The organism is Herbaspirillum seropedicae (assembly GCF_001040945.1).
GTDB classification, from domain to species: domain Bacteria; phylum Pseudomonadota; class Gammaproteobacteria; order Burkholderiales; family Burkholderiaceae_D; genus Herbaspirillum; species Herbaspirillum seropedicae.
On the sequence record NZ_CP011930.1, the window covers coordinates 3,831,064 to 3,855,514 of the forward strand.

The following is a 24,451-nucleotide window of genomic DNA, read 5'->3' on the forward strand; positions in this document are numbered from 1 at the left end:
CAGCGCCGTCAGCGTGAAGGACAAGGCGCCGGGTTCCCTCGGGACAGCGGGCAAAGGGGCAGGTTGTCAGGGCCTGCCGACCCGGCGCCGCAGCGCTGACGCAAGGCGACACGTCACAACCGTACCGGCCGCAGGACTGCCCTGCGGCCCTTTCATCGAGGCACATCATGCTATCCCGATTCCTGAACAACCGTAACGTACTGGGCATGCTGTTCATGGCCCCGGCCGTGATCCTCTTGGTGGTGTTCCTGACCTACCCGCTGGGCCTGGGCATCTGGCTGGGCTTCACCGACACCAAGATCGGCGGCGAAGGCAGCTTCATCGGCCTGGACAACTTCACCTACCTGGCCGGCGATTCGCTGGCCCAGCTGTCGCTGTTCAATACCGTGTTCTACACGGTCAGCGCCAGCATCCTCAAGTTCATGCTGGGCCTGTGGCTGGCCATCCTGCTCAACAAGAACGTGCCGCTGAAGACCTTCTTCCGCGCCATCGTGCTGCTGCCCTGGATCGTACCGACCGCGCTGTCGGCGCTGGCCTTCTGGTGGCTGTATGACGCGCAGTTCTCCGTCATCAGCTGGGCGCTGCACAAGATGGGGCTGATCGACCGCTATATCGACTTCCTGGGCGACCCGTGGAATGCGCGCTGGTCCACCGTCTTTGCCAACGTCTGGCGCGGCATTCCCTTCGTGGCGATCTCGCTGCTGGCCGGCCTGCAGACGATCTCGCCGTCGCTGTATGAAGCCGCGGCCATCGACGGCGCCACGCCCTGGCAGCAGTTCCGCCATGTGACGCTGCCGCTGTTGACGCCCATCATCGCGGTGGTGATGACCTTCTCGGTGCTGTTTACCTTCACCGACTTCCAGCTGATCTATGTGCTCACCCGTGGCGGTCCGCTCAATGCCACCCACCTGATGGCCACGCTCTCGTTCCAGCGCGCCATTCCTGGCGGTGCGCTGGGTGAAGGCGCGGCGCTGGCAACCTACATGATTCCCTTCCTGCTGGCAGCGATCATGTTCTCGTACTTCGGCCTGCAACGTCGCGGCTGGCAACAAGGAGGTGACAAATAATGGCCAAGAAAAAAGACGACCAGCAGGAAACCCAGGGCATGGATTTCCTGCAATCGACCCCGCGCAAGTGGGTGACGATCTATATCCCGCTGCTGATCTTCCTGTTCGTGCTGCTGTTCCCGTTCTACTGGATGGTGATCACGGCCTTCAAGCCCGACAATGAATTGCTCTCGCAGTCGGGCAACCCGTTCTGGGTGATCGCCCCGACGCTGGCGCACTTCAAGAAGCTGCTGTTCGATACCCAGTATCCGGCCTGGCTGTTGAACACCGTGATCGTCTCGGTGGTCTCCACCTTCGCCTCGCTGGCGGCCAGCGTCTTTGCCGCCTATGCGATCGAACGGCTGCGCTTCCAGGGTTCCAAGCAGGTCGGGCTGGGTATCTTCCTGGCCTACCTGATCCCGCCTTCGATCTTGTTCATCCCGCTGGCGGCGATCGTGTTCAAGCTGGGCCTGTTCGACACGCGCTGGGCGCTGATCCTGACCTACCCGACCTTCCTGATCCCGTTCTGCACCTGGTTGCTGATGGGTTACTTCCGCTCGATTCCCTATGAGCTGGAGGAGTGCGCCTTGATCGACGGCGCCACCCGCTGGGAGATCCTGGTCAAGATCATCCTGCCGCTGGCCGTTCCTGGCCTGATCTCGGCGGGCATCTTTGCCTTCACGCTGTCGTGGAATGAGTTCATCTATGCGCTGACCTTCATCTCCTCCTCCGAGGTGAAGACGGTGCCGGTGGGCATCGTCACCGAACTGGTGGAAGGCGACGTGTATCACTGGGGCGCGCTGATGGCGGGTGCGCTGCTGGGCTCGCTGCCGGTGGCGGTGGTGTATTCGTTCTTTGTGGAGTATTACGTGTCGGGGATGACGGGAGCGGTGAAGGAGTAGCCGCTCACCGATCCCGCCCTGCAAAGAGAAAGCCCGGCGTTCGCAAGAACGCCGGGCTTTTTGCTGCGGGTGTCAGCAGACTACGCAGTGCTTACTGCTTGGCCACGGGCGCGCTGCCCGCCTCCACCGTCTTCTTCTCCGGCAGTTGCTTGCGCACCTTGGCCACATCCGATGCACTCACCGAGGAAGCCTGGTTGCCCCAGCTGCTGCGGATGAAGGTCACCACCTCCGCCACTTCCTGGTCCGACAGGCGGCTGCCGAAGGCGGGCATGGCGAATTGCGTCGGGGCCTTGTGGGTCCAGGGCATTTCGGCGCCTTCCAGCACGATGCGAATCAGCGAGGCCGGGTTCTCGGCATTGACCGTGGGCGACAGGGCCAGGCTCGGGAAGGTCTCGTCATAGCCCTTGCCGCTGCTGCGGTGGCAAGCCGCGCAGTTGTTCAGGAAGGCCATCGCCCCCGGACTCTGGTCGCTACCCTTGCGCAAGGCCTGGTGGGTCTTGTCGTCATAGGCCAGGGCCGGCGTGCCGTCCTTGACCGGCTTGAGCGACTTCAAGTACTTGGCCATGGCCGAGAGATCTTCCTCGGTCATGTACTGGGTACTGTTGGCGACCACGTCGGCCATGCCGCCAAAGGCTGCGGAATGGCTGTTGCGGCCGGTCTTGAGGAAGGCCACGATATCCGCCTCGCTCCAGTTGCCCAGACCATCGCGGCCGTCGCCGCGCAGGTTGTTGGCCAGGTAGCCATCGATGACGCCGCCGGAGAGGAACTGGCTGCTGTCATTGGACAGCGCCTTCTCCTGCATGCCCACGCCGCGCGGCGTGTGGCAGGCGCCGCAGTGACCCAGGCCTTCGACCAGGTATTGGCCACGGACCAGGGGACTGTTGTCCTCGGGACCATCGACCGCCACTGCCGGTGCGAACACCTTGCGCCAGATCGACAGGGGCCAGCGCATCGACAGCGGCCAGGTGATGTCCACCCCGCGATTGGGCGCAGGATCAGCCTGCACGCCATGCATGAAGTAGGCATACAGCGCCTTCACGTCAGCCGGCTTGACCTTGGCGTAGGACGGATACGGCATGGCCGGATAGAGCGAGGCGCCATCCTTGCGGATGCCGTGACGCAGGGCGCGGTCGAAATCCTCTTCGCTGTAGTTGCCGATGCCGTTTTCCTTGTCCGGTGTGATGTTGGAGGAATACACCGTGCCGATGGGCGTGGCGATGGCCAAACCACCGGCAAAGGGCTTGCCACCCTTGGCGGTGTGGCAGGCCACGCAGTCACCGGCCTTGGCCAGGTATTCGCCACGCTGCACCAGCTGCTGGTCGGCCGAGGGCGCAGCCGGATTGCTCTGCGCTGCGGCGGTCAACGCGGACAGCGACATGACTGCCGCGCAGGCGGCGATGAAATAATGCTTGATCATGGTCGTCATCCTTATGCCTGCACCAGCGGGCCGGGGTTTTTCAGATACTGCTCACGGATGGCCTTGGCAGAGTGATACGCCAGCGCCGTGACCAGCCCGGTCGGGTTGTAGCCCATGTTCTGCGGGAAGGCGCAGGCGCCGTAGACGAACACGTTGGGCACATCCCAGCTTTGCAGGTACTTGTTGACCACGCTGTTCTTGGGCGTGGTGCCCATGATCGCGCCACCGGTCAGGTGGGTCGATTGATAGACCCGGGTATCCCAGGACGAACCGGTCTTGCGCACCGCCTTGACGACCTTTTCCGGATTCATGGCCTGGCCGACCTTTTCCATCTGGCTGGCGATGTAGGTCAGCATCTTGCCTTCGTTCTCCTTCCAGTTCAGGGTCAGGCGCAACAGCGGCTGGCCGTTGGCATCCCTGTAGGTCGGGTCCAGCGACAGGTAGCAATCGCGATAGGCCATCACCGAACCGGACATGCCGATGGTCAGGGTGCGCTGGTAGGCATCCTGCACACTGGCCTTCCATTCGGAACCCCAGCTGGGCACCTTCTCGCCCGGCATGGTGCCGGCCTGCTTGATGGGACGGCCGCCATAGCGCACGTGACGGATCGAGGCGCCGCCGATGAAGCCCAGCGGACCGTGGTCGAACTGGTCGGCGTTGAGGTCATCCATGCCCACGCCACCGGCGCCGGTGCCGATGAAGGGGTTGAATTGCGTGCCCTTGGGCATGATCACGTTGATGCCGCCGTTGTACTGGTAGGCAAAGTTCTTGCCGACCACACCTTCGCCGGTCACCGGGTCATACGGCTTACCGATGCCCGAGAGCAGCAGCAGGCGCACGTTGTGGGTCTGGAAGGCGGTCAGCAGCACCAGGTCGGCGGGTTGCTCGACCTCGCGCCCCTGGGCATCGATGTAGGTGACACCGGTGGCGCGCTTGCCGGAGGCATCCAGGTTGACCTTGATGACCTGGGCCTTGGTGCGCACCTCGAAGTTCTTGCGCTTCAACAGCACCGGCAGGATGGTGGTCTGCGGCGAGGCCTTGGAATACATGTAGCAGCCGTAGTTTTCGCAGAAGCCGCAGTAGTTGCAGGGGCCGATGCGCACGCCGTACGGATTGGTGAAGGGTTGCGAGGCATTGGCCGCCGGGGCCGGATAGGGGTGGTAACCGACATCGCGCATGGCCTTCTCGACCAGCGACGCGCTGTACTGGTATTGCAGCGGCGGGGTCGGGAATTCGTCGCTGCGCTCGCCTTCCAGCGGATTGCCGCCGGGGACGATCTGGCCCTTGAGATTGCCGGCCTTGCCGGAGACGGCCATGACCTTTTCGGAGAAGTCGTAGAAGGGCTCCAGCTCCTTGTAGGTCACGCCATGGTCCTGGATGGTCATGTCCTCGGGGATGAATTTCTTGCCGTACTTCTGCTCGTGGTGGGTGCGCATTTCCAGCTCTTCGGGCAGGTTGCGGTACATCATGCCGTTCCAGTGGAAACCAGCGCCGCCCACGCCATCGCCCAGCAGGAAGGAGCCATGCTGGCGGTACGGCACGGCCACATCCGAGAGGGTGTGACGGATGGTCACGGTCTCGCGCGAGAGGTCCTGGAACAGCGCGCCGCGCACGGAGTATTTCAGTTCATCGACGGCCTTGGGATAGGGCGTGTCGGTATTGGTGTCACGCATGTCGCCGCGTTCCAGCGCCAGCACGCTCAGGCCGGCTTCGGTGAGCTCCATGCCCATGATGGAGCCGGTCCAGCCCAGGCCCACCATCACTACATCCACTTTGTCTTTTTTGATAGCCATGATCAGCCCTTCTCTCCCAGAATCGACACAGGGCCGTATGGATACTTGACGTTGTATTGATCGACCCAGTCGGCGAAATCAGCGCGCGCACCGGGGAAGCCGACCATCTTCCAGCCTCCCATCTTCTGGTTGCCGCCATACATCGGGTCGGCGAAATAGCCTTCCTTGGTATTGCCCAGCATGAAGTTGAAGAAGGTCTTGGCCGGCACGGTCTCGAAGCTGATCTTGCCGCCGTCCATCATCTTGAGCACTTCCAGCTGCTTGGCCTTGTCGAGTTCAGCGAAGACCTTGCCGTGGTTCTTGCTGCACCAGTCGTTGCAGGCGGCGATGCCCTGGCGATAGATGTCGCGCGGCACCAGCGAGAGCTGGTAGCCCAGTTCGGGCACGCTGTCCGGATGGAAGGGACCTTGCATGTACCACAGCTTGCCGGCCCCATAGGGGGTTTCCATCTGGCGGTCGATGAATTCGGGCACGCCGGTTTCCAGCGCACCGGCGCCGTACTGGTCCGAGGGGATGAGGTGATCAACGGCGGCGTTGAGGAAAGCCCATTCGGCTGCCGTGAAGTAGGTGGGGGTATAGGCGCGGGGCTTGCCCGGCTCGCTGCTGTCGGCCATGGCGGCCTGGCTGACGGCGACGGTAGTGGCGCCACCTAGCGTGCTTGCGGCTGGGACGATGGCCAACACCTGGCGCAGAAAGCGCCGCCTGGGCTCTTTATCTTGTGACATGACTATCCTTTGGACTGGAATGGACGAGGGGTACCTGGACCGTGGCACGATCCGCCGCGCAAGCAAGCAAACCCTTGCGCGACGGATGGATGCGGTCTCTTGTTATTGCGGGTGATGCACCCCTGCCCCACCGCTACGGGCACGGTCGGACAAGGGCAAAAACAGGGAAGCTCAGGCCAGCACTTCGCCGAAGAAGGCCTGCAACGCCACCGCCGCACGCTGGGCGGTCTGGCGGTGATAGAAGAAGCCGGGGCTGTTGGCGTCGGGATCGGTAAAGGAGTGAGCGGCCTGGCCATAGTTGACCAATTGCCAATCGATATGGAGTGCGCTCATCTCGTCGATGAAGCCATTGACCTGCTCGCGCGGCACCGAGGGGTCCTGTACGCCATGCAGCACCAGGACCGCGCCCTTGACCTTGCTCTGGGCGGGCGCCGGGGTATCGAGCGCGCCGTGCAGGGACACCGTGCCGCGCACGTCGGCGCCGTCACGCGCCAGTTCCAGCGCAGCCGTGCCACCGAAGCAGAAGCCGCAGGCGCCCAGCCGGGCGGCATCGAGCTTGACGAAGCTCTGTTCACGCAAGACCTTCAACACGCCATGCATGCGCTTGCGCAGTTCGGCGCGGTCCTTCTTCAGGGGGATGATGGCGGCCAGGGCTTCGTCCGGATTGGCCGGACGCAGGGTCTTGCCGAACACATCGGCCACCAGGATGGCATGGCCCGCACCGATGGTGGTGGCGGCAATCTCCAGCGCCTGCTGGCGCAGGCCGAAGTAGTTGGGCACGGTCACCACACCCGAGACCGGCGGCTGGGCCTTGTTGTAGAGCAGCACGCTTTCGTAGGCGATGCCATCGGCGCTGTGGGCGATGGTCTCGATGCCGAGGTCGGTAGCGGGAATGCCGAGCTTGTCGGCGATGGCGGCGGTATTCCAGGGTGTGGACATGAGGGCTCCTTTGGGTGGCCAATGCCGGTGTGGAGACCGGCATCGAGGAAACTTTTATGCTTTGGCGCGACGCTGCGATCGGACCGCAACCGGGCCAGGATGAGCCGACCCTTGTCCGGACGCAGACCTCAACAAGTCGGCAATGTTCGCACAAATGGTGCATTCCTGCAGGAGGTCAGACCACTGGATCTCGTCAAAATGCGAGGCTCATCCATACATTGCCCCTACAAGGCGCACAGGATTGGTCCCAGCTTGACTTTTTACTGCGAGCAATAGATTCTTGCCCCACCCATCGGCAGACTCATCCTATAAATCCAACATCAGCGAGCGTCCATGAACGAACCTTCCGACCTGCCCAGCCAGGCAACGCCCCCCTTCTCCACTGTCCTCAACACTGCAGCACCGGTCAAGCCTGAAGCCTTTTCCTTCAGTGGCCGTGGCGGAGAGTACTTCCGCATCTGGATCGTCAACCTGCTGCTGTCCATCGTCACCCTGGGCATCTACTCGGCCTGGGCCAAGGTGCGGCGGCTGCGCTATTTCTACGACAACACCTCGGTCGCCGGCGGCAGCTTCGACTACCACGGCAATCCGATCGCCATCCTCAAGGGGCGCATCATTGCGGTGGTGCTGCTGGCGGTCTACAACTTCGCCGGCGCAGCAAGCCCGCTACTGGGCCTGGCGGCCGCACTGCTGCTGGTGCTGGCCGGTCCCTGGCTGCTCTGGCGCAGCCTGCAATTCAAGCTCTACAACACCAGCTATCGCGGCATCCGCTTCGGCTTTCGCGGCAGCCTGGGCGGCGCCGCCCGCAACTTCCTGATGTGGCCCATGCTGGCCAGCATCTCCCTGGGACTGCTGGCGCCGCTGGCCTACCAGCGTTTCAAGCGTTACCAGCACAGTGAGGCGCGTTTCGGCGCGACCCACTTCTCCTTCCATGGTTCGGTAGGGGCGTTCTACAAGACCTTCCTGATCGGACTGGGACTGTGGCTGGGCGGCATCATCGTGATCTTCGTCGGCTTTGGCGGCATCACCCTGATCCAGATGGTCCATGCGGGTACAACCGCAGTGTTCAGTCTGATGCTGATGGTGCTGGCGCTGTATGCATGGACTTTCCTGGCCCTGCCGCTATGGATGACGCTGCTGCAGAACCTGGTCTGGAACAACACCCGCCTGGGTGAGCATCGCTTCCAGAGCGATATGCGCTGGGGCCGCACCGCCTTCATCGTCTTCACCAATGTGTTGGGTGTGGTCTTCACGCTGGGCCTGTACACCCCCTTCGCCCAGATCCGCATGATGCGCTATCGTATCGAATCGCTGACACTGCTGCCGGCCAGCAGCCTGGACGACTTCGTAGCGTCCAGCGAAGCGCACGGCTCGGCCACCGGTGAAGGGCTGGGCGACCTGCTCGACTTCGACCTGTCGATGTAAGCCCATGTCAGTACTCGCCTCCTACTACGACGGCAGGACCTCGCGACGACACCAGGTGACCCTGGAGGTCGTCGCCGGCGTGGCGCAGGTGCGCGGAGAGATCGAACGGGATTGCCCGATCGGGCAGTTGCGGGTCTCCGAACGTTTTGCGCGCGCGGCACGCAAGGTCAGCTTTCCCGATGGGGCCTATCTCGAGATCATCGACGGCGCGGCCTTCCGCGAGTTGCTGCAGGAAACCGGCCACCAGGACTCCCTGGTGGTACGCCTGCAGCAAAGCTGGCGTCATGCGCTGGCGGCTTGCGCCGTCCTGGTCGCGGTGGTGGTGCTGAGTTATGTCTACCTGCTGCCGCTGGCCGCGCAAGGCATTGCCGCCACGCTGCCGGTGGCGGTGGATCGCCAGATCGGCCAGGGCACGCTGGAATTCCTCGACCAGCACGTGCTGGCCCCCAGCCAGCTCGATGCACGGCGCACCCAGGCCATCACGGCGCGCTTCCGGGCCTTGACGGCGCCGCTGCCGGATGCGCCGGATTACCAGATCGTGTTCCGCAAGAGCCGTATCGGCCCCAATGCCTTCGCCCTGCCCTCAGGGCAGATCGTGGTGACCGACGAGATCGTGCGGCTGCTGGATGATGACGACGCTCTCATGGGCGTACTGGCTCACGAGCTGGGCCATGTGCATCGACGCCACCTGATGCGACGACTGATCCAGAGTTCAGCCATTGCGGCCACTGCCACGGTGCTCTTCGGCGACGTCTCGGCGGTACTGGCCAACATCCCGACGGTGTTGCTGGATCTGAAGTACTCGCGCGATATCGAGCGCGAGGCGGACGACTACGCCATCGCCATGTTCAAGGCCAATGGCCTGCCGCGCCAGAAGCTGGCGCTGGTATTCGAAAAGCTGGAAAGCGCCGGCAAGGACGACCCGGCCTCGCCTTACCTGTCCAGCCATCCGGCCAACGACGAACGCATTGCACACATCCTCGGCGCCCGCTGAGCGACCTGACCGATCCTGACGAAAATGAAAAACCCGGGGCGCTGACGCGGCCCGGGTTGGCAGATGAGGCTGGATGACTGAATCGGCGATTCAGCGATTCATCGACGCTGCTCTTCCTGCGACATGCTCGACAAGCCCGAATAGAGGCTGCAGCAATGCGGCGCGCCGCGATGCGAGCCGGTGTCGAGTTCACTGGAGTCGTTGAGAAAATCGACCAGCTTGCGATAGAGTTTTGCGAAGTAGTTCATGACTTACCCCCTTTCACTGTTTTCTGATGGCAGCACGACAAGCCCGTCTGCCAGTGCCGGTGAGTCCATGGTCTACACTCATACGGCCGGCACGAACCGTATAAATTGTTTATATCATTTATTCTATGTGCATGCAGCGCTGGCGTCTATCGGGAATTCCCCGACAAAGGTGTGGGTGTTGCGTGTAGTCATCACTTCCAACTGACCTACATGGCCCCTGCGTGGGACTGCAGCCATTGCCGGAAAGCCGCCATGGCAGCGGTCTGCGGGCGCGACTTCAAGCTCGTGAGCCAATAGGCGCCCAGCACGATGCGCTGTCCGAAAGGGCAGACCAACCGCCCCTGTTGCAGTTCGCGCTCGAACATCAGCACCGGCAGCAGCGCCACACCGGCCTCCTGGGCAGCCGCTTCGGCCAGGGCCAGCGACGAGTCGAACACGAAGCCCCGCAAGGGTGGACAAGCTGCACCCGCCGCCGCAAACCAGCGCCCCCATTCGTCGCTGCGATAAGAGCGCAGCAGCGTCTCCGCCCCCAGGTCGGCCGGCGAGCGCAGGCGCGCCGCGATGGCGGGCGCACACATGGGCGCCAGCGGCGCTTCGAACAGACGTTCAGCCTGTGTGCCATGCCATGCACCATCGCCAAAACGGATCGCGTAATCGAGCCCCTCACCGGCCAGGTCGACGCGATTGTTGTTGGTCAGCAGGCGCAGGTCGACGAAGGGATGCTGCTGCTGGAACTGGCGCAGCCGCGGCATCAGCCACCCCACGGCGAAGGTGCCGACCACCCCCACCGTGAGCACCTCGCGCCGCCGGCCATCTTCGAACTGGGCCAGCACATCGGCAATGCGGCCAAAGGATTGCGCCACCACCGGCAGTAGCGCCAGCCCCTCATCAGTCAAGGCCAATCCGCGCGGCAGACGCCGGAACAGCGCCACGCCCAGGCGCTGCTCCAGGTTCTTGACCTGCATGCTCACCGCCGTCTGGGTCACGCTCAGTTCCTCGGCGGCGCGGGTGAAGGAGAGATGGCGGGCCGAGACTTCAAAGGCGCGCAAGGCATTCAGGGGCAGGTACATGGCGACTCCAGGCATCAGTTTTTCTTGGGCTTGCACCCAATTATCATGAATTGTGGGACCTGCCGCTACTGCCTATGATGCAGCCCTGTCGCCATCATTCATCGAGGAGAATTCATGTCCGGAAGACGCCATTTCCTTTCTCTTGCAGCGCTCATTGGCGCTGGCCTGATCAGCCGCAGCTGGGCCGCTGACACCAAAAGCACAACTAAAACTGAGGACTCCAGCGCACTCACGGCGCGCTTGTCGCGGCTGGAAGCCGATATCGGCGGTCGCCTGGGCGTATCGCTGCTGGACACGGCCAGCGGTCGTCATTGGGGCTATCGCGCCGACGAGCGCTTCCCCATGTGCAGCACCTTCAAGTTCCTGGCAGCCGCTGCAGTATTGCGCCGGGTGGATCAAGGCCAGGAGCAGCTGACGCGCCGCATCGTCTATCAAAAGCAAGACCTGGTGCCCTACTCCCCCACCACCGGCAAGCACACCGGCGGCGCGGGGCTGTCGATGGCGCAACTGTGCGAAGCGGCCATGACCCTCTCCGACAATACCGCCGCCAACCTGATGCTGGCGAGCATGGGCGGGCCGGCGGGACTGACCCGCTTCGTGCGCACGCTGGGCGACGAGCTGACCCGGCTGGATCGCAATGAACCCACCCTCAACGAAGCCGTCCCCGGCGATCCGCGCGACACCACCACACCAGCGGCCATGACTGCCGACCTGCGCCAGCTGGTGCTGGGCAATGCGCTCACCCCGGCCTCGCGCCAGCAGCTCACGCAATGGCTGATCGCCAACCAGACCGGCGCCAAGCGCGTGCGCGCCGGCCTGCCCGCCAGCTGGAAAGTGGGCGACAAGACCGGCACCGGACGCCTGGGTACGGCCAATGACATCGGCGTGGTGTGGACGGCGCAGGGCGCGCCGCTGCTCTTTGCGGTCTATCTCACGGAAAATGCAGCCACCGACGCAGGGCGCGACGCCGTGCATACCGAAGTAGGCCGACTGATCGGCCAGTTGATGAGCTAGGTCGGAAGAAGGCGCTCAGCCGGCAAAGTCCAGCCACACCGCGCCGATGCCGTGCAGTGCGGCCTCCACCCGCCGGCCGCCGCGCGCCATCTGCAGGCCGGTGCAAGACCCCGTGGTGATGATCTGCCCGGCCCGCCAGGGCTGGCCACGGCGGGCGCAATGCAGCGCCAGCCAGCCCAGCAGCGGCCACAGGTCAGCGGGATTGCCGCCGGTGGTGTGGCTGACCTGTTGGCCATCGATGCTCAGGCTGGCCTCGATCTGGCGTAGCGACAGCAGGTCTGGCAGTGCTTGCGGCGCGCCGGTCACCAGTGCGCCATGGCTTTGCAGGTCGGCCATGCCAGCCCAGGGATTGGTACAGGGAGGATGCCCCAGGCGGGTCTCCACCACCTCGATGGCGGGCAGGATGGCGTCGAAGACGGTGCGCAGCTCTGCCTCATCGGGGAGTTGCTCGCCCGGATCGTAGTCGCGCCCCACCCGCAAGGCCAATTCCACTTCCAGCCCGCGCATGCGCCATTGCGGCCCGGCCAGCGTGGTCCCGGAAGGCAGCACGCCCGAGGCCGGCAAGGGCGCGCAGCCGGGCGTGCCGCCATCGCCCTTGCTGCCGACCTTCCATCCGCCGACCGGGCCCAGGCGCAGCAATTGCGCATCCTGCACGGCATAGGCCGTCTCGGCATCGCCCACGGCCAGCCGACGCCAGTCCAGGGCCAGGCCGCTGTGGCGGGCGTCGAGCAGAAGTTGGGTAGCGGCGTCGATGTGCATGCGCGAAGTCTCCAGGGCAAAAATGAATGCAGCGCATTGTACTGGCTGGCAGCGCCCGCGCCCACTTGCAGCGCGGCAATGAACTCGCCGCCGCCAGCGCACTCGGACCGGGATGCCGATAATGGCAGTGGACGCTTGACTTCGAGCGCACTCCAACTTCTAGACTGCTTGCCATGACGACTTCCCTGACCATTGCCCAGGCGGCCCAGGCCACCGGCCTGTCGGTGCATACCCTGCGTTATTACGAACGCATCGGCCTGCTCGATCCGGTGGAGCGGCGCGACAACCACCATCGCCGCTACACCCAGGAAGACCTGGACTGGATTGCCTTCCTGAAGAAGCTCAAGGCCACCGGCCTGCCGGTGCGCGCCATGCTGCGCTATGCCGAGCTGCGCCGGGCCGGCAATACCGTGGAAAGCGTCAGCCAGCGCAAGGCCTTGCTGCAGGCGCATACGCTTTGCGTACAACACACCCTGGCCGAGCTGCAGGAAAACCTGGCGGTATTGCAGCACAAGCTGGTCCTCTATGAAGCGCTGGAGCAGCAGGCCAGCGCGGCCGGCCGCGACACCGCGGCCAGCACTTCTCACCCTGAAAGGATGGCATCATGAGCGAACCCCTCACCTCGCACCTGCAAGCGCACTCCCCCGTCGGCACCCGCCGCCTGGGCAGCAATGGCCCGCTGGTCTCGGCCATCGGCCTGGGCTGCATGGGCATGAGCGACTTCTACGCCCAGCGCGACGACGCCGAATCCCTGGCCACCATCGACCGCGCCCTCGAGCTAGGCATCAACCTGCTCGATACGGCCGACATGTATGGTCCCTACACCAATGAAGAACTGCTGGGCCGCGCCATCAAGGGCCGCCGCGACAAGTTCTTCATCGCTACCAAGTTCGGCATCCGGCGCGATCCCTCCGATCCCGGCGCACGCGGCGTGGATGGCAGCCCGGCCTACATCCGCCAGGCCGTGGAAGGCAGCCTCAAGCGCCTGGGCGTGGAGACCATCGACCTCTACTACCAGCACCGCATCGACCCCGCCACGCCCATCGAAGTCACCATGGGCGTGCTGGCCGACCTGGTGCAGGCGGGCAAGATCCGCTACATCGGTCTGTCCGAAGCCTCGGCTGCGACGCTGGAGCGGGCGCACCGGGTGCATCCGGTGACGGCCTTGCAAAGTGAATATTCCCTATGGACACGCGATCCCGAAGCGGAGGTGCTGGCGGCCTGCCGCACGCTGGGCATCGGCTTCGTGGCCTACAGCCCGCTGGGACGCGGCTTCCTGACCGGCGCCATCCAGCGCTTCGAGGATCTGGCCGAGGATGACTTCCGCCGCAGCAATCCGCGCTTCCAGGGCGAGAACTTCGCGCGCAACCTGCAACTGGCGGAAAAAGTGAAGGAAATGGCCGGGCAACATGGCTGCACGCCCAGCCAGCTGGCGCTGGCCTGGGTGATGGCGCAGGATCCGCACATCGTCCCCATTCCCGGCACCAAGCGCCGCCGCTATCTGGAAGACAATGCCGGCTCGGTTGGCGTGAAGCTGGCGCCCGAGGACCTGCAGGCGCTGGATGCGATCTTCCCGCGCGGGGCGGCGGCCGGGGAACGCTATACCGACGCCAGCATGAAGATGCTCAATGGCTGAGGCCGCAGCCCGACACCGGGCCGCTCAGTCCTCGCTGCTGGCCGCCGGGTGCTGGGCCAGTGGCACGAAACGGTTGCTGGCCGCATCCAGGGCCAGGATGGAGCCGGATTCGATGTCATAGACCCAGCCATGCAAGGCCAGCCGTCCCTGCGCCAACGCCACGGCTACCGACGGATGGGTGCGGATGTTGTTGAGCTGGGCGATCACGTTCTCGCGCACCATGCCGTCGATGCGGTCCTTTTCGGTGGCGTGCGGACGCGACTCGTTGATCATGCGCGCCGCATCGGTGTGGTGCAGCCAGTTGCGCACGGCCGGCATGTGGTCCAGGCAGGCACAGGTGGCCACGGCGGTCATCGCGCCGCAATCGGAATGGCCGCAGATGACGATATCGGACACCTTCAGCTGCGCCACCGCATATTCCACCGTCGCACTCACCCCGCCCGGCTCGGGTCCGAAGGAAGGCACGATATTGCCGGCGTTGCGGATGACGAACAGGTCGCCCGGCTCGCGCTGGGTGACCAGTTCCGGCACCATGCGGCTGTCGGAACAGGAAATGAACAGCGCCTTGGGGGTCTGCCCGGTGGCCAGGGTCTTGAACAATTCCTTGCGGCTCGGGAAGACTTCCTGCTGGAAGCGCAGGAAACCGTTGATGATGTCGCGCATGGTTGGCGTTGCCTTCGTTCTTAAAAGCGACATTATGACGCGGATTTAGGCGAAGCCGGCACCGCCCGTCTTTACGCCAAGAAGAAGGCCGCCGCGGCACGGTCTGCCGGTCTGCTTTATACACAAATATCGAATTTCTTCTAGAGACCGCTCACATTTCCCTTTGATAGTCTTGCCCGCTCGATGCGCCCATGGGGGCAATGCACACAGGTGCCGCATCAGTCTGTGCGCCGTCCGGCGGACAGCTTAATCACCACATCGGGGGAACAAATTGATGAACAACAGGTATGTCACGACCGTGGCGGCAGTTGTCATGGTCTCGGCGCTCGCGGGATGCGCCTCGGAGGGCTCGCGCAGCGTCGCAGTAGTCAAGGTCGCCAGCGCCGGCCAGGCTTACCAGGGCGCGCGCAGCCCGATCGCCGTGGGCAAGTTCGAAAACCGTTCCAGCTACCTGCGCGGCATCTTCTCCGATGGCGTTGACCGCCTGGGCAACCAGGCCAAGACCGTACTGATCACCCATCTGCAGCAAAGCAACCGCTTCTCAGTGATGGACCGTGACAGCATGAGCGAACTGGCCCAGGAAGCCAAGCTGAACCAGCAGACGCAGAGCATCAAGGGCGCCAACTACGTGGTCACCGGCGACGTCAGCGAGTTCGGCCGCAAGGAAACGGGCGACCGCCAGCTCTTTGGCATCCTCGGTCGCGGCAAGTCGCAGGTGGCCTACGCCAAGGTCAGCCTGAACATCGTGGACGTGAACACCTCGCAAGTGGTCTATTCGGCCCAGGGCGCGGGTGAATACAGCCTGGACAACCGCGAGATCATCGGCTTCGGCGGCACCGCCAGCTATGACTCCACGCTCAATGGCAAGGTGCTCGACCTGGCCATACGCGAAGCGGTCCAGAACCTGGTGACCGGCATCGATTCCGGCGCATGGAAGCCCTGACCCGACCCCTCCACGCACGCAAGAGACTGACCATGATGAACAAGAAGCTCGCTGCCGGGTTCGCCCTCGGCCTGGCGCTGACCCTCTCCGGTTGCGCCAGCCAGAAGCCGAAGACCCTCTATGGCTGGGGCAACTACCAGGACCAGTTGTACAGCCACTTCAAGAACGAAGGCAACGGCCATGAAGCCGAGATCGCCGCGCTGGAAGAAAACCTGCAGAAGATGCGCGCCCGGGACGAAGCCGTTCCGCCCGGCTATCACGCCCATCTGGGCATGCTCTACGCCGCCGCCGGCAAGGATGATCAGCTGATCCTGGCCTTGCAGACCGAGAAGGCGCTGTTTCCGGAATCGACGGCCTACATGGATTTCCTGATGAACAACTACAGGAAGGGAGCGACAAAATGATCGCCGGAAAATGCAAGGTGCTGGCCGCCGCTATGCTGGTGCTGCTGGCCACCGGCTGCGCCACCCAGCCGCAGAAACCCTACGACTATGCCGAGTTCAAGGCGGCTCGTCCGGCCTCCATCCTGGTGCTGCCGCCGGTGAACACGTCTTCCGAAGTGATCGCCCCCTATGGCGTGCTGGCGCAGGCCACCGAGCCGCTGGCGGAATCCGGCTACTACGTGATTCCGGTCTCGCTGGCCGCAGCGACCTTCCGGCAGAACGGGCTGAGCAATCCCGACGAGATCCATGAACTGCCCGCCCCCAAGCTGCGCGAGATCTTCGGCGCCGACGCGGCGCTGTACATCAAGATCACCCGCTATGGCACCTCCTACCAGGTGGTGCAGAGTGAAACGCTGGTGGCCGCCGAGGCCAGGCTGGTCGATCTGCGTTCGGGCAAGCTGTTGTGGGAAGGTTCAGCGCGTGCGTCCAGCCTGGAACAGCAACAGCAGAACTCCAACGGTCTCATCGGCATGCTGGTCTCGGCGGTGATCAATCAGATCGTCAACACCACCAGCGACGCCAGCTACAAGATGGCCGGCATCGCCAGCCAGCGCCTGCTGCGCGCTGGCAATCCCAACGGCCTGCTGCATGGGCCGCGTTCGCCGCAATACCAGAAGGACTGAGCCCGCCCGACCCAAAGCGGCTGCAAGCACAAAGCGCCGCTGCGAGATGATCGTGGCGGCGCTTTCTCGTAGGTCTGGCAAAGACTGCCCGACCGTCCGGACAGGATCAACTGCCAGCCAGCTGGTATTTGCGGATCTTGTCATAGAGCGTCTTTTTCGGGATGCCCAGTCTTTCAGCAGCCACGGCCACACTGCCCTCGCTGTCCTTGAGGGCAGCGGCGATCAGCCCGGCCTCGAACTGCTCGACCTGCTCGGGCAAGCTCGACAGGACAGGCACGGCCGACGAGACCGCGCTAGCCGCCATCTGCTCCACCCCCAGCACCCAGCGGTCGGCGAAATTGCGCAGTTCGCGCACATTGCCCGGCCAGTCGCGCTGCTGCCATTGCTGCATCTGCGCGGCGCTCCAGGCAGGCGATTCGCGCCGATAGCGCACCGCAGCCGCCTGGCAGAAGTGGGCCAGCAGCAACGCGATATCCTCGCGGCGCTGGTTCAGCGCCGGCAGATCGATGGCCACCACGCCGATGCGGTAATACAGGTCTTCGCGGAACTGCCCTTCGGCGGCCAGCTTGAGCAGGTCGGCCTTGCTGGCGGCCACCACGCGGCAATCGATGGCCACCGACTCATTGCCGCCCAGACGCTCCAGCCGGCGCTCCTGCAATACCCGCAAGAGCTTCACCTGCAGGGCCAGCGGCATGCTCTCGATTTCATCCAGGAACAGGGTGCCGCCATTGGCGTATTCCAGCTTGCCGATGCGGCGCTTCTGCGCACCGGTAAATGCGCCGGGCTCGTGGCCGAAGATCTCGCTCTCGAACACGGTCTCCGGCAAGGCCCCGCAATTGAGCGCCACGAACGGCCCCTTGCGGCCACTGGCGGCATGCAGCTGGCGCGCCACCACTTCCTTGCCGGTGCCGGTCTGGCCATTGATGAGCACATCCACATCGGCCGGCCCGAGGCTGCGAATGAGGGTGCGTACGCGCTCGATGGCAGGCGACTGGCCCACCAGCGGCGGCAATTCCGGATCGTGCGCCCAGGCTTCGCGCAGGCGGCGGTTTTCCAGCACCAGGTTGCGCTTTTCCTGGGCGCGCAGGGCGATTTCCAGCAAGGTATCGGAACTGAAGGGCTTCTCGACGAAGTCATAGGCGCCGGCGCGCATGGCCTCGACCGCCATGCCCACATCGCCGTGACCGGTCACCACGATCACCGGCAGGTCGTGGTCGATGGCCACCACCCGCGCCAGCACGTCCAGTCCCGACAAACCCGGCAGGCGTACGTCGCTCACCACCACACCGGCAAAGTCGCGCGTGATCAGCGGCAGCGCCTCTTCGGCGCTGCCGCAGGCGGTCACGGCAAAGCCGCCCAGTTCCAGCGCTTGCGCCGTGGCGCGGCGCACCGTTTGCTCGTCCTCGATCAATAAGGCGCTGGCTGCGCCGCCTGGCTTGTCCATCAGGTCTCCATCTTCAACAGCGGCAACCGCACCACGAACTCGGCGCCGCCCTCTTCATGATTGTGTGCGCTCAACTGGCCGTTCATCGCCTGCACGATGGACGATGAAATGGCCAGTCCCAGGCCCAGTCCCTTGCTGGAGGACTTGGTGGTAAAGAAAGGTTCGAACAGGTGGGGTGCGACCTCGTCAGCGATGCCGCCGCCCGAGTCGCGGATGCGCACCAGTGCATATCCGCCCGCGACTTCCAGCACGACCGCAATGCGCTTGTGCTCGGCCTCTTCCACCGCATCCAGCGCATTGCGCAGCAGATTGACGAGCACTTGCTCCGTGCGCACCACGTCGCCGGTCACACAGGCGGCAGCGCGGATGTCGATGCTGATCGTCGCACCCAGCTTCTGGCATTCGCTGGCCAGCAGCAGGCTGGACGCCTCGATGGCCTGGCTGAGATCGACACAGGCCACGGCCTCGCCGCTCTTGCGCGCAAATCCCTTCAACTGGGCGATGATCTTGCCCATGGTGGCGCTGGCGCTGCTGATGTACTCCAGGTTCTCGACGGCCTGGGCGCTTTGCCCGCGCGCCAGGAATTTCACCGCATTGTCGGCAAAGGCGCGAATGGCCGTCAATGGCTGGTTCAGCTCATGCGTGACGCCAGCAGCCATCTGCCCCAGCATGGCCAGCTTGCCGGCCTGCACCAGTTCATTCTGGGTGGTGCGCAGCAGCGACTCGGTCTGCTGCAGTTTCTCGTAGCGGGCTTCCAGCGCCTGGTTTGCCGCCGTCAGTTGGCCGGTGCGCTCGGCAATGCGCTGCTCCAGCTCAGCGGCGGCGCGGCGCAAGGCGTCGCGGGACGCCATCCTCTCTTCCAGACGGCGGCGGTGCTGGTACCAGGCCAGCAAGGAAATGGCGAGCGCCAACATCAGCAGCGCACAGGCCATGGTCCAGAGCATGGCCGTGCGCTGCATGCGCGCCTGCGAGGGAAACAGCATCAGCTGCCACCCCAGCCGCCCCACCGGGCGCGAGACATGGCTGCCAAAGCCGCTCTGCAAGGCCGGCGGCAGCGCCGACACCGGCGTGATGGGCAGGTCGGCATACTGGTGCGTCCCGGCCAGCGCCTGCTGCATCGGCGGGCTCAGGGCCTGCAGGCTGTGGTATTTCCACTCGGGCCGGTTGCTCAGGAACACCACGCCGCCGGCATCGGTGAGGGTGATCGGATCGGCGCTGCTGCGCCAGGTGTGCTCGAACTCGGCCAGGTCCACCTTCACCACCATGACGCCGATGGGCAGGTCGCCTTCGGCCTGGTCCTGGCGGCGATAGATGGGCTGGGCGATGAAATAGCCCGGTTCGCTGGAGATATTGCCGATGCCATAGAAGCGCCCTGCCCGCCCCTGCACAGCCTCGCTGAAATAGGGGCGGAAACCGAAGTCGCGGCCTACGAAGCTGAATTCATCGTCCCAGTTGCTGGAGGCCAGGGTCAGCCCGCGCCGGTCGAGCATGAAGATGCTGACTGCCTGCGATTGCTGCTGGATGGTCTTGAAGGCGCGATTGAGACGATCTACCGCCAGCACATCGTCCGGATGCTGCAAGACCTGCCGCACATCGGCCTGGAAACCCAGGGCGAAGGGCAAGGCCTCGTATTTCTGCAAGATGGACTCCAGGTCCAGGGCAGCGATCTGCAATTGCGCCGCGCCCTGGGTCTTCTGGTCCACCTCGGCCTTGCGTAGCGCCAGACGATAGGTGATCCCGCACACCAGCAGGGTGGCGACCAGGAACAAGGTCAGGATGAGCAGGTTTCGTCGGGCGCGCATGAAGAGAAAGGTCGAAAGCAGCGCGGCGCCCCGCAGGGCGCCGCGTTGAAGGCGTCATGATAACGCGCCCTGCGCCATCGGACGCAGCGGTGCTTGCCCCGACCGGTCAAGCCGGCTTGTGCAGCTTGCCGGCAGCGGCATCGGCCTCGCCCTGATGCTCGTCCGGGTTCATGGCGACATCGCCCTTGAGGTGGCCGTCGCGTTGCGGATCAGGCATGCGCAGGCTGATGATCAGCGCCACCAGGCACAGCGCGCTCACGTACCAGTAGAAGGCCGACTCGATCCCGGCCGACTTCAGCGACAGCGCCACGAATTCGGCCGAGCCGCCAAAGATGGCGTTGCCGACCGCATACGACAGACCCACGCCCAGGGCCCGCACTTCCGGCGGGAACATCTCGGCCTTGATCAGGCCGCTGATGGAGGTGTAGAAGCTGACGATGGTCAGGGCCAGGATGGCCAGCGCCATGGCCACGCCGGGGCTGCTGACATCCTTGAGGAAATGCAGGATGGGGAAGGTGCCGACCATGCCGAAGAAAGCGAAGCAGAGCATGGAGTTACGGCGGCCGATCTTGTCGGAAATGGCGCCGAAGATGGGCTGCAGGATCATGTAGACGAACAGCGCGCCGGTCATGACGCCGTTGGCCACTTTCGGGTCCATGCCGGCAGTGTTGACCAGGTACTTCTGCATGTAGGTGGTGAAGGTGTAGAACATCAGCGAACCACCGGCGGTGAAGCCCACCACGTTGAGGAAGGCGCGCTTGTGCTGCAGCAAGCCCTTGAGCGTGCCGGCGTCCTTCTTCTTGCGCGCGCCTGCCGAAGAGGTCTCGGCCAGCGAGCTACGCAGATACATGGCCACCAGCGCACCGACCGCCCCCAGGACGAAGGGTACGCGCCAGCCCCAGGCCATCAGCTCGGCCTTGGTCAGCCACTGCTGCATGCCGAACAGCACCAGCACCGCCAGCAGCTGGCCGCCGATCAGGGTCACATACTGGAAGGAGGCGAAGAAGCCACGACGGCCATTGGGCGCCACTTCGCTCATGTAGGTCGCCGAGGTGCCATATTCACCGCCCACCGACAGGCCCTGGAACAGGCGCGCCAGCAACAGCAGCGCCGGCGCCCAGGCGCCGATGGTGGCGTAGGTCGGCATGACGGCCACGGCCAGGGAACCGCCGCACATCATCAGCACCGAGATCAGCATGGAGGTCTTGCGGCCATGCTTGTCGGCGATGCGGCCAAACAGCCAGCCACCGATCGGACGCATCAGGAAGCCGGCGGCGAACACGCCAGCGGTATTCAACAACTGGCTGGTCGGGTCACCCTTGGGGAAGAAGGCCGGCGCGAAGTAGATCGCGCAGAAAGAATAGACATAGAAGTCGAACCATTCGACCAGGTTGCCCGAGGAAGCGCCAAGGATGGCAAAGATGCGCTTGCGGTATTCCGCCGCGCTCAAGGGGGTGCTCGCTTGCGTGGTGTCACTCATGGAAATCTCCTGTGTGGGCCGCACCTCGTCCGCAGTGGATGGGGGCAGCGGGTCGTCTTGCTTTTCTTGGGTAGGAACAAGGCAGGCGGAGACGCGACATGAAGCTGTCCATGTAGCAACGATGCTGGCCCGCATCAGGGGGTCTGTCTCCGTGCTTGCTTTTGTTTTGTTCGCTTATTGCAGGCTTCGTGCCAGCACAAGGCGACCCACGCGAGCGCGCCAAGTCATTGATTCAACAGGAAATATTCAAGAGCCAGCACTCAGGCCGAATGCGAGCAATGCGGATTCCCGGAATCCCGCCCTGCCGACTGTCCGGGAATCCATCCATCCCGAACCGCTGAGTCCATGAAAAAGCGGCGCATGCCTTTCGACATGCGCCGCTTTCACGGTCTGAAGGAAAGCAGGCCGAGCCTGCAACTCATCAACCTATCAGCCTATCCGCCTAGCCTGCGATCAACGCTCCGACAGCGCATCCATGACGCACAGGGCCGTCATGTTGATGATGCGGCGCACGGTGGCCGACGGGGTCAGGATATGCACCGGCTTGGCGCAACCCAGCAGGATGGGGCCAATCGCCACGCCATTGCCCGACGCCGTCTTGAGCAGGTTGTAGGCGATGTTGGCGGCATCGATGTTGGGCATGACCAGCAGGTTGGCGTCGCCCTTGAGCGGCGAATCCGGAATCACTGCATTGAGCAGCTTGGAATCCAGCGCGGTGTCGCCGTGCATTTCGCCGTCCACTTCCAGCTCCGGCGCGATCTCGCGCAGGATGGCCAAGGCTTCGCGCATCTTGCGGGCCGATTCGCTGTTGCTGGAACCGAAGTTCGAATGCGACAGCAGCGCGGCGCGCGGATGCAGGCCGAAGCGGCGCATTTCCTCAGCGGCCAGCATGGTGATCTCGGCCAGCTCGCGGGCGTTGGGGTTCTCGTTGACGTGGGTGTCCACCATCACCAGTTGGCGATTGGGCAGGATCACCGCGTTCATCGCCGCATAGACATTGACGCCTTCGCGCTTGCCCAGCACCTGGTCGATGTAGTGCAGGTGCAGCTGGGTGGTGCCGTAGGTGCCGCAGATCATGCCGTCGGCGTCGCCCTTGTGGATGGCCATGGAGCCGATCAGGGTGTGGCGACGACGCATTTCCAGCTTGGCGTACTGCTCGGTGACGCCCTTGCGGCGCGACATCTCCAGGAAGGTCTGCCAATAGTCGCGGTAGCGGTTGTCGAAGTTGGGGTTGATCACCTCGAAGTCGGTGCCGGCGCGCAGGCGCAGGCCGAACTTCTGGATGCGCTGCTCCAGCACTTCCGGACGGCCCACCAGGATGGGCTTGGCCAGGTTTTCATCGACGATCACCTGCACCGCACGCAGCACGCGTTCTTCTTCGCCCTCGGCGTAGACGATGCGCTTCTTGGCCTCGGCGGCCTTCTTGGCGACCTGGAAGATCGGACGCATGAAGGTGCCGCTATGGTAGACGAACTGCTCCAGCTTCTCGATATAGGCGTCCATGTCCTGGATGGGACGGGCGGCCACGCCCGAGCTTTCGGCGGCACGCGCCACGGCCGGCGCGATCTTGATCATCAGGCGCGGGTCGAAGGGCTTGGGAATGATGTATTCCGGGCCGAAGGACAGGTTGGCGATGCCATAGGTGGTGGCCACGATATCGGACTGCTCGGCCTGGGCCAGCTCGGCGATGGCGTGCACCGTGGCGATCTCCATCTCGCGGGTGATGGTGGTGGCGCCGGAATCGAGTGCACCACGGAAGATGTACGGGAAGCACAGCACATTGTTGACCTGGTTCGGATAATCCGAACGGCCGGTGGCGATGATGGCGTCGTCACGCACGGCCTTGACCTCTTCCGGCAGGATTTCCGGGGTCGGGTTGGCCAGCGCCAGCACCAGCGGACGCGCCGCCATCTGCTTGACCATCTCGGGCTTCAACACACCGGCGGCGGACAGGCCCAGGAAGATGTCGGCGTCCGGAATCACCTCGGCCAGGGTGCGGGCCTCGGTTTCGCGGGCGAAACGTTCCTTGTCCGGATCCATCAGTTCCTTGCGGCCCTTGTAGACCACGCCGGCCAGGTCGGTGACGTAGATGTTCTCGATGGGGAAGCCCAGGTCGACGATCAGATCCAGGCAGGCGAGCGCAGCCGCGCCGGCGCCGGAGACCACCAGCTTGACGTTCTTGATGTCCTTGCCCACGACCTTCAGGCCGTTCAGGATGGCCGCGCCGACGATGATGGCGGTACCGTGCTGGTCATCGTGGAAGACCGGGATCTTCATCTTCTCGCGCAGCTTGCGCTCGATGTAGAAGCATTCCGGCGCCTTGATGTCTTCCAGGTTGATGCCGCCGAAGGTCGGCTCCAGGGCCGCGATGACGTCGATCAGCTTGTCGGGGTCGGTCTCGTTGACTTCGATGTCGAAGACGTCGATGCCGGCGAATTTCTTGAACAGCACGCCCTTGCCTTCCATGACCGGCTTGGAAGCCAGCGCACCGATGTTGCCCAGGCCCAGCACGGCGGTGCCGTTGCTGATGACGGCCACCAGGTTGCCACGGGCGGTGTAGCGGAAGGCGTTGAGCGGGTCGGCCACGATTTCTTCGCAGGCCGCGGCCACGCCGGGAGAATACGCGAGGGAGAGATCACGCTGGTTGGTCAGCAGCTTGGTGGGCGTGACAGCGATCTTGCCCGGGGTCGGAAACTCATGGTAGTCCAGCGCTGCCTGACGAAGTTGCTGACGCACTTCTTCTTTCTTACTGATCATCGAATCCATACTCTGTATTCTCTAGTTGACTTGCGAAGAGGGACGATTCTAGCAGAGGTCGGCCCCCAATCATAGGCCGACGGACTCATGCTGCCCCGCGCAAAGCCTTTTCGGGACTGGCTTTGCGGCCTGTCAGGCGAAGCCCATGATGTTCGCGAACATGCGCTTTCAAGGCTTAGATGACGTCCGGTTGTCGTGTGATACGCGCAATTGCGCGCAGCTTGATTTCCCATCCCACAGGCTGCCAGTCCCTGTCCGGGGATGGTATTGGGGAAAACCCCTAGCGCGCTGATGCAGCGCAACCAAGCCTGTGCGCAGCGCAACATCG

Annotated in this window: 22 protein-coding genes; 10 read left to right on the forward strand and 12 right to left on the reverse strand. The window is 64.0% G+C overall.

Features of this window, described 5'->3' with window-relative positions; translation table 11 throughout:
• Nucleotides 1-167: 167 nt before the first annotated feature.
• Together ACP92_RS16695 and ACP92_RS16700 are read left to right on the forward strand one after the other, a co-directional pair.
• Entirely contained in the window at nt 168-1,067 is a 900-nt protein-coding gene (locus ACP92_RS16695; RefSeq protein WP_013235284.1) for a carbohydrate ABC transporter permease, read from the forward strand.
• The gene (locus ACP92_RS16700) at nt 1,067-1,948 is read left to right on the forward strand and encodes a carbohydrate ABC transporter permease (protein ID WP_013235285.1); all 882 of its coding nucleotides are present in this window, start codon (nt 1,067-1,069) and stop codon (nt 1,946-1,948) included. The genes ACP92_RS16695 and ACP92_RS16700 overlap by 1 nt, the downstream gene beginning before the upstream one ends.
• A 91-nt stretch (nt 1,949-2,039) precedes the next feature.
• On the opposite strand, the gene ACP92_RS16705 is transcribed toward ACP92_RS16700, so the two are convergent.
• From ACP92_RS16705 to ACP92_RS16720, 4 genes are all read right to left on the reverse strand, one after another.
• Nucleotides 2,040-3,365, reverse strand: coding sequence for a c-type cytochrome (locus ACP92_RS16705; RefSeq protein ID WP_013235286.1), 1,326 nt, complete (start codon nt 3,363-3,365; stop codon nt 2,040-2,042).
• 11 nt (nt 3,366-3,376) lie between these two features.
• On the reverse strand, nt 3,377-5,158 hold the full coding sequence (locus ACP92_RS16710) for a GMC family oxidoreductase (RefSeq protein ID WP_013235287.1): 1,782 nt from the start codon (nt 5,156-5,158) through the stop codon (nt 3,377-3,379).
• A 2-nt stretch (nt 5,159-5,160) separates the two neighbouring features.
• On the reverse strand, nt 5,161-5,883 hold the full coding sequence (locus tag ACP92_RS16715) for a gluconate 2-dehydrogenase subunit 3 family protein (RefSeq protein ID WP_013235288.1): 723 nt from the start codon (nt 5,881-5,883) through the stop codon (nt 5,161-5,163).
• Between the two features lie 171 nt (nt 5,884-6,054).
• The gene (locus ACP92_RS16720; protein WP_013235289.1) at nt 6,055-6,822 is read right to left on the reverse strand and encodes a dienelactone hydrolase family protein; all 768 of its coding nucleotides are present in this window, start codon (nt 6,820-6,822) and stop codon (nt 6,055-6,057) included.
• 333 nt (nt 6,823-7,155) lie between these two features.
• Here ACP92_RS16720 and ACP92_RS16725 point away from each other — a divergent pair, with 333 nt between their 5' ends.
• Together ACP92_RS16725 and ACP92_RS16730 are read left to right on the forward strand one after the other, a co-directional pair.
• On the forward strand, nt 7,156-8,247 hold the full coding sequence (locus tag ACP92_RS16725; protein WP_013235290.1) for a YjgN family protein: 1,092 nt from the start codon (nt 7,156-7,158) through the stop codon (nt 8,245-8,247).
• A gap of 4 nt (nt 8,248-8,251) precedes the next feature.
• The gene (locus tag ACP92_RS16730; protein WP_013235291.1) at nt 8,252-9,241 is read left to right on the forward strand and encodes a M48 family metallopeptidase; all 990 of its coding nucleotides are present in this window, start codon (nt 8,252-8,254) and stop codon (nt 9,239-9,241) included.
• A gap of 98 nt (nt 9,242-9,339) precedes the next feature.
• Here ACP92_RS16730 and ACP92_RS24875 read toward each other — a convergent pair whose 3' ends face one another.
• Nucleotides 9,340-9,489 (reverse strand): hypothetical protein, encoded by a 150-nt coding sequence (locus ACP92_RS24875; RefSeq protein ID WP_013235292.1) that lies wholly within the window; start codon nt 9,487-9,489, stop codon nt 9,340-9,342.
• Nucleotides 9,490-9,695: 206 nt separating this feature from the next.
• Nucleotides 9,696-10,559, reverse strand: coding sequence for a LysR family transcriptional regulator (locus ACP92_RS16735; RefSeq protein WP_013235293.1), 864 nt, complete (start codon nt 10,557-10,559; stop codon nt 9,696-9,698).
• A 114-nt stretch (nt 10,560-10,673) separates the two neighbouring features.
• Here ACP92_RS16735 and bla point away from each other — a divergent pair, with 114 nt between their 5' ends.
• On the forward strand, nt 10,674-11,573 hold the full coding sequence (bla, locus tag ACP92_RS16740) for a class A beta-lactamase (protein ID WP_013235294.1): 900 nt from the start codon (nt 10,674-10,676) through the stop codon (nt 11,571-11,573).
• A gap of 15 nt (nt 11,574-11,588) precedes the next feature.
• On the opposite strand, the gene ACP92_RS16745 is transcribed toward bla, so the two are convergent.
• The gene (locus ACP92_RS16745) at nt 11,589-12,332 is read right to left on the reverse strand and encodes a 2-keto-4-pentenoate hydratase (protein ID WP_013235295.1); all 744 of its coding nucleotides are present in this window, start codon (nt 12,330-12,332) and stop codon (nt 11,589-11,591) included.
• A 173-nt stretch (nt 12,333-12,505) separates the two neighbouring features.
• On the opposite strand from ACP92_RS16745, the gene ACP92_RS16750 reads away from it, so the two are divergent.
• The gene (locus tag ACP92_RS16750; protein ID WP_013235296.1) at nt 12,506-12,940 is read left to right on the forward strand and encodes a MerR family transcriptional regulator; all 435 of its coding nucleotides are present in this window, start codon (nt 12,506-12,508) and stop codon (nt 12,938-12,940) included.
• Nucleotides 12,937-13,968, forward strand: coding sequence for an aldo/keto reductase (locus ACP92_RS16755; protein ID WP_013235297.1), 1,032 nt, complete (start codon nt 12,937-12,939; stop codon nt 13,966-13,968). Before ACP92_RS16750 ends, ACP92_RS16755 begins: the two co-directional genes overlap by 4 nt.
• A 24-nt stretch (nt 13,969-13,992) precedes the next feature.
• Here the strand turns inward: ACP92_RS16755 and ACP92_RS16760 are convergent, their stop codons facing one another.
• Entirely contained in the window at nt 13,993-14,631 is a 639-nt protein-coding gene (locus tag ACP92_RS16760) for a carbonic anhydrase (protein WP_013235298.1), read from the reverse strand.
• 274 nt (nt 14,632-14,905) lie between these two features.
• Here ACP92_RS16760 and ACP92_RS16765 point away from each other — a divergent pair, with 274 nt between their 5' ends.
• Genes ACP92_RS16765 through ACP92_RS16775 form a run of 3 tightly spaced genes read left to right on the forward strand, consistent with a single transcriptional unit; the run spans nt 14,906 to nt 16,640 of the window.
• On the forward strand, nt 14,906-15,574 hold the full coding sequence (locus ACP92_RS16765) for a CsgG/HfaB family protein (RefSeq protein WP_013235299.1): 669 nt from the start codon (nt 14,906-14,908) through the stop codon (nt 15,572-15,574).
• A 32-nt stretch (nt 15,575-15,606) separates the two neighbouring features.
• Complete coding sequence (locus tag ACP92_RS16770; protein ID WP_013235300.1) at nt 15,607-15,978, forward strand: DUF4810 domain-containing protein; 372 nt, start codon at nt 15,607-15,609, stop codon at nt 15,976-15,978.
• Complete coding sequence (locus ACP92_RS16775) at nt 15,975-16,640, forward strand: DUF799 domain-containing protein (RefSeq protein ID WP_013235301.1); 666 nt, start codon at nt 15,975-15,977, stop codon at nt 16,638-16,640. Before ACP92_RS16770 ends, ACP92_RS16775 begins: the two co-directional genes overlap by 4 nt.
• Before the next feature lie 106 nt (nt 16,641-16,746).
• Here ACP92_RS16775 and ACP92_RS16780 read toward each other — a convergent pair whose 3' ends face one another.
• The 4 genes from ACP92_RS16780 to ACP92_RS16795 form a co-directional block, all read right to left on the reverse strand.
• The gene (locus ACP92_RS16780; protein WP_013235302.1) at nt 16,747-18,084 is read right to left on the reverse strand and encodes a sigma-54-dependent transcriptional regulator; all 1,338 of its coding nucleotides are present in this window, start codon (nt 18,082-18,084) and stop codon (nt 16,747-16,749) included.
• A complete protein-coding gene (locus tag ACP92_RS16785; RefSeq protein WP_013235303.1) occupies nt 18,084-19,886 on the reverse strand; it encodes an ATP-binding protein in 1,803 nt (600 codons plus the stop codon). Before ACP92_RS16785 ends, ACP92_RS16780 begins: the two co-directional genes overlap by 1 nt.
• Nucleotides 19,887-19,992: 106 nt before the next feature.
• Complete coding sequence (locus tag ACP92_RS16790) at nt 19,993-21,366, reverse strand: MFS family transporter (protein WP_013235304.1); 1,374 nt, start codon at nt 21,364-21,366, stop codon at nt 19,993-19,995.
• Between the two features lie 453 nt (nt 21,367-21,819).
• On the reverse strand, nt 21,820-24,132 hold the full coding sequence (locus ACP92_RS16795) for an NADP-dependent malic enzyme (RefSeq protein WP_013235305.1): 2,313 nt from the start codon (nt 24,130-24,132) through the stop codon (nt 21,820-21,822).
• Nucleotides 24,133-24,451 lie beyond the last annotated feature (319 nt).

Coding starts and splice junctions, on each gene's coding strand:
- ACP92_RS16730 (WP_013235291.1), top strand. CDS start 8,252: ATGTCAGTACTCGCCTCCTACTACGACGGCAGGACCTCGCGACGACAC.
- ACP92_RS16780 (WP_013235302.1), bottom strand. CDS start 18,084: ATGGACAAGCCAGGCGGCGCAGCCAGCGCCTTATTGATCGAGGACGAG.
- ACP92_RS16765 (WP_013235299.1), top strand. CDS start 14,906: ATGAACAACAGGTATGTCACGACCGTGGCGGCAGTTGTCATGGTCTCG.
- ACP92_RS16755 (WP_013235297.1), top strand. CDS start 12,937: ATGAGCGAACCCCTCACCTCGCACCTGCAAGCGCACTCCCCCGTCGGC.
- ACP92_RS16750 (WP_013235296.1), top strand. CDS start 12,506: ATGACGACTTCCCTGACCATTGCCCAGGCGGCCCAGGCCACCGGCCTG.
- ACP92_RS16710 (WP_013235287.1), bottom strand. CDS start 5,158: ATGGCTATCAAAAAAGACAAAGTGGATGTAGTGATGGTGGGCCTGGGC.
- ACP92_RS16775 (WP_013235301.1), top strand. CDS start 15,975: ATGATCGCCGGAAAATGCAAGGTGCTGGCCGCCGCTATGCTGGTGCTG.
- ACP92_RS16760 (WP_013235298.1), bottom strand. CDS start 14,631: ATGCGCGACATCATCAACGGTTTCCTGCGCTTCCAGCAGGAAGTCTTC.
- ACP92_RS24875 (WP_013235292.1), bottom strand. CDS start 9,489: ATGAACTACTTCGCAAAACTCTATCGCAAGCTGGTCGATTTTCTCAAC.
- ACP92_RS16735 (WP_013235293.1), bottom strand. CDS start 10,559: ATGTACCTGCCCCTGAATGCCTTGCGCGCCTTTGAAGTCTCGGCCCGC.
- ACP92_RS16770 (WP_013235300.1), top strand. CDS start 15,607: ATGATGAACAAGAAGCTCGCTGCCGGGTTCGCCCTCGGCCTGGCGCTG.
- ACP92_RS16700 (WP_013235285.1), top strand. CDS start 1,067: ATGGCCAAGAAAAAAGACGACCAGCAGGAAACCCAGGGCATGGATTTC.
- ACP92_RS16795 (WP_013235305.1), bottom strand. CDS start 24,132: ATGGATTCGATGATCAGTAAGAAAGAAGAAGTGCGTCAGCAACTTCGT.
- ACP92_RS16695 (WP_013235284.1), top strand. CDS start 168: ATGCTATCCCGATTCCTGAACAACCGTAACGTACTGGGCATGCTGTTC.
- ACP92_RS16745 (WP_013235295.1), bottom strand. CDS start 12,332: ATGCACATCGACGCCGCTACCCAACTTCTGCTCGACGCCCGCCACAGC.
- ACP92_RS16785 (WP_013235303.1), bottom strand. CDS start 19,886: ATGCGCGCCCGACGAAACCTGCTCATCCTGACCTTGTTCCTGGTCGCC.
- ACP92_RS16725 (WP_013235290.1), top strand. CDS start 7,156: ATGAACGAACCTTCCGACCTGCCCAGCCAGGCAACGCCCCCCTTCTCC.
- ACP92_RS16705 (WP_013235286.1), bottom strand. CDS start 3,365: ATGATCAAGCATTATTTCATCGCCGCCTGCGCGGCAGTCATGTCGCTG.
- ACP92_RS16790 (WP_013235304.1), bottom strand. CDS start 21,366: ATGAGTGACACCACGCAAGCGAGCACCCCCTTGAGCGCGGCGGAATAC.
- bla (WP_013235294.1), top strand. CDS start 10,674: ATGTCCGGAAGACGCCATTTCCTTTCTCTTGCAGCGCTCATTGGCGCT.
- ACP92_RS16715 (WP_013235288.1), bottom strand. CDS start 5,883: ATGTCACAAGATAAAGAGCCCAGGCGGCGCTTTCTGCGCCAGGTGTTG.
- ACP92_RS16720 (WP_013235289.1), bottom strand. CDS start 6,822: ATGTCCACACCCTGGAATACCGCCGCCATCGCCGACAAGCTCGGCATT.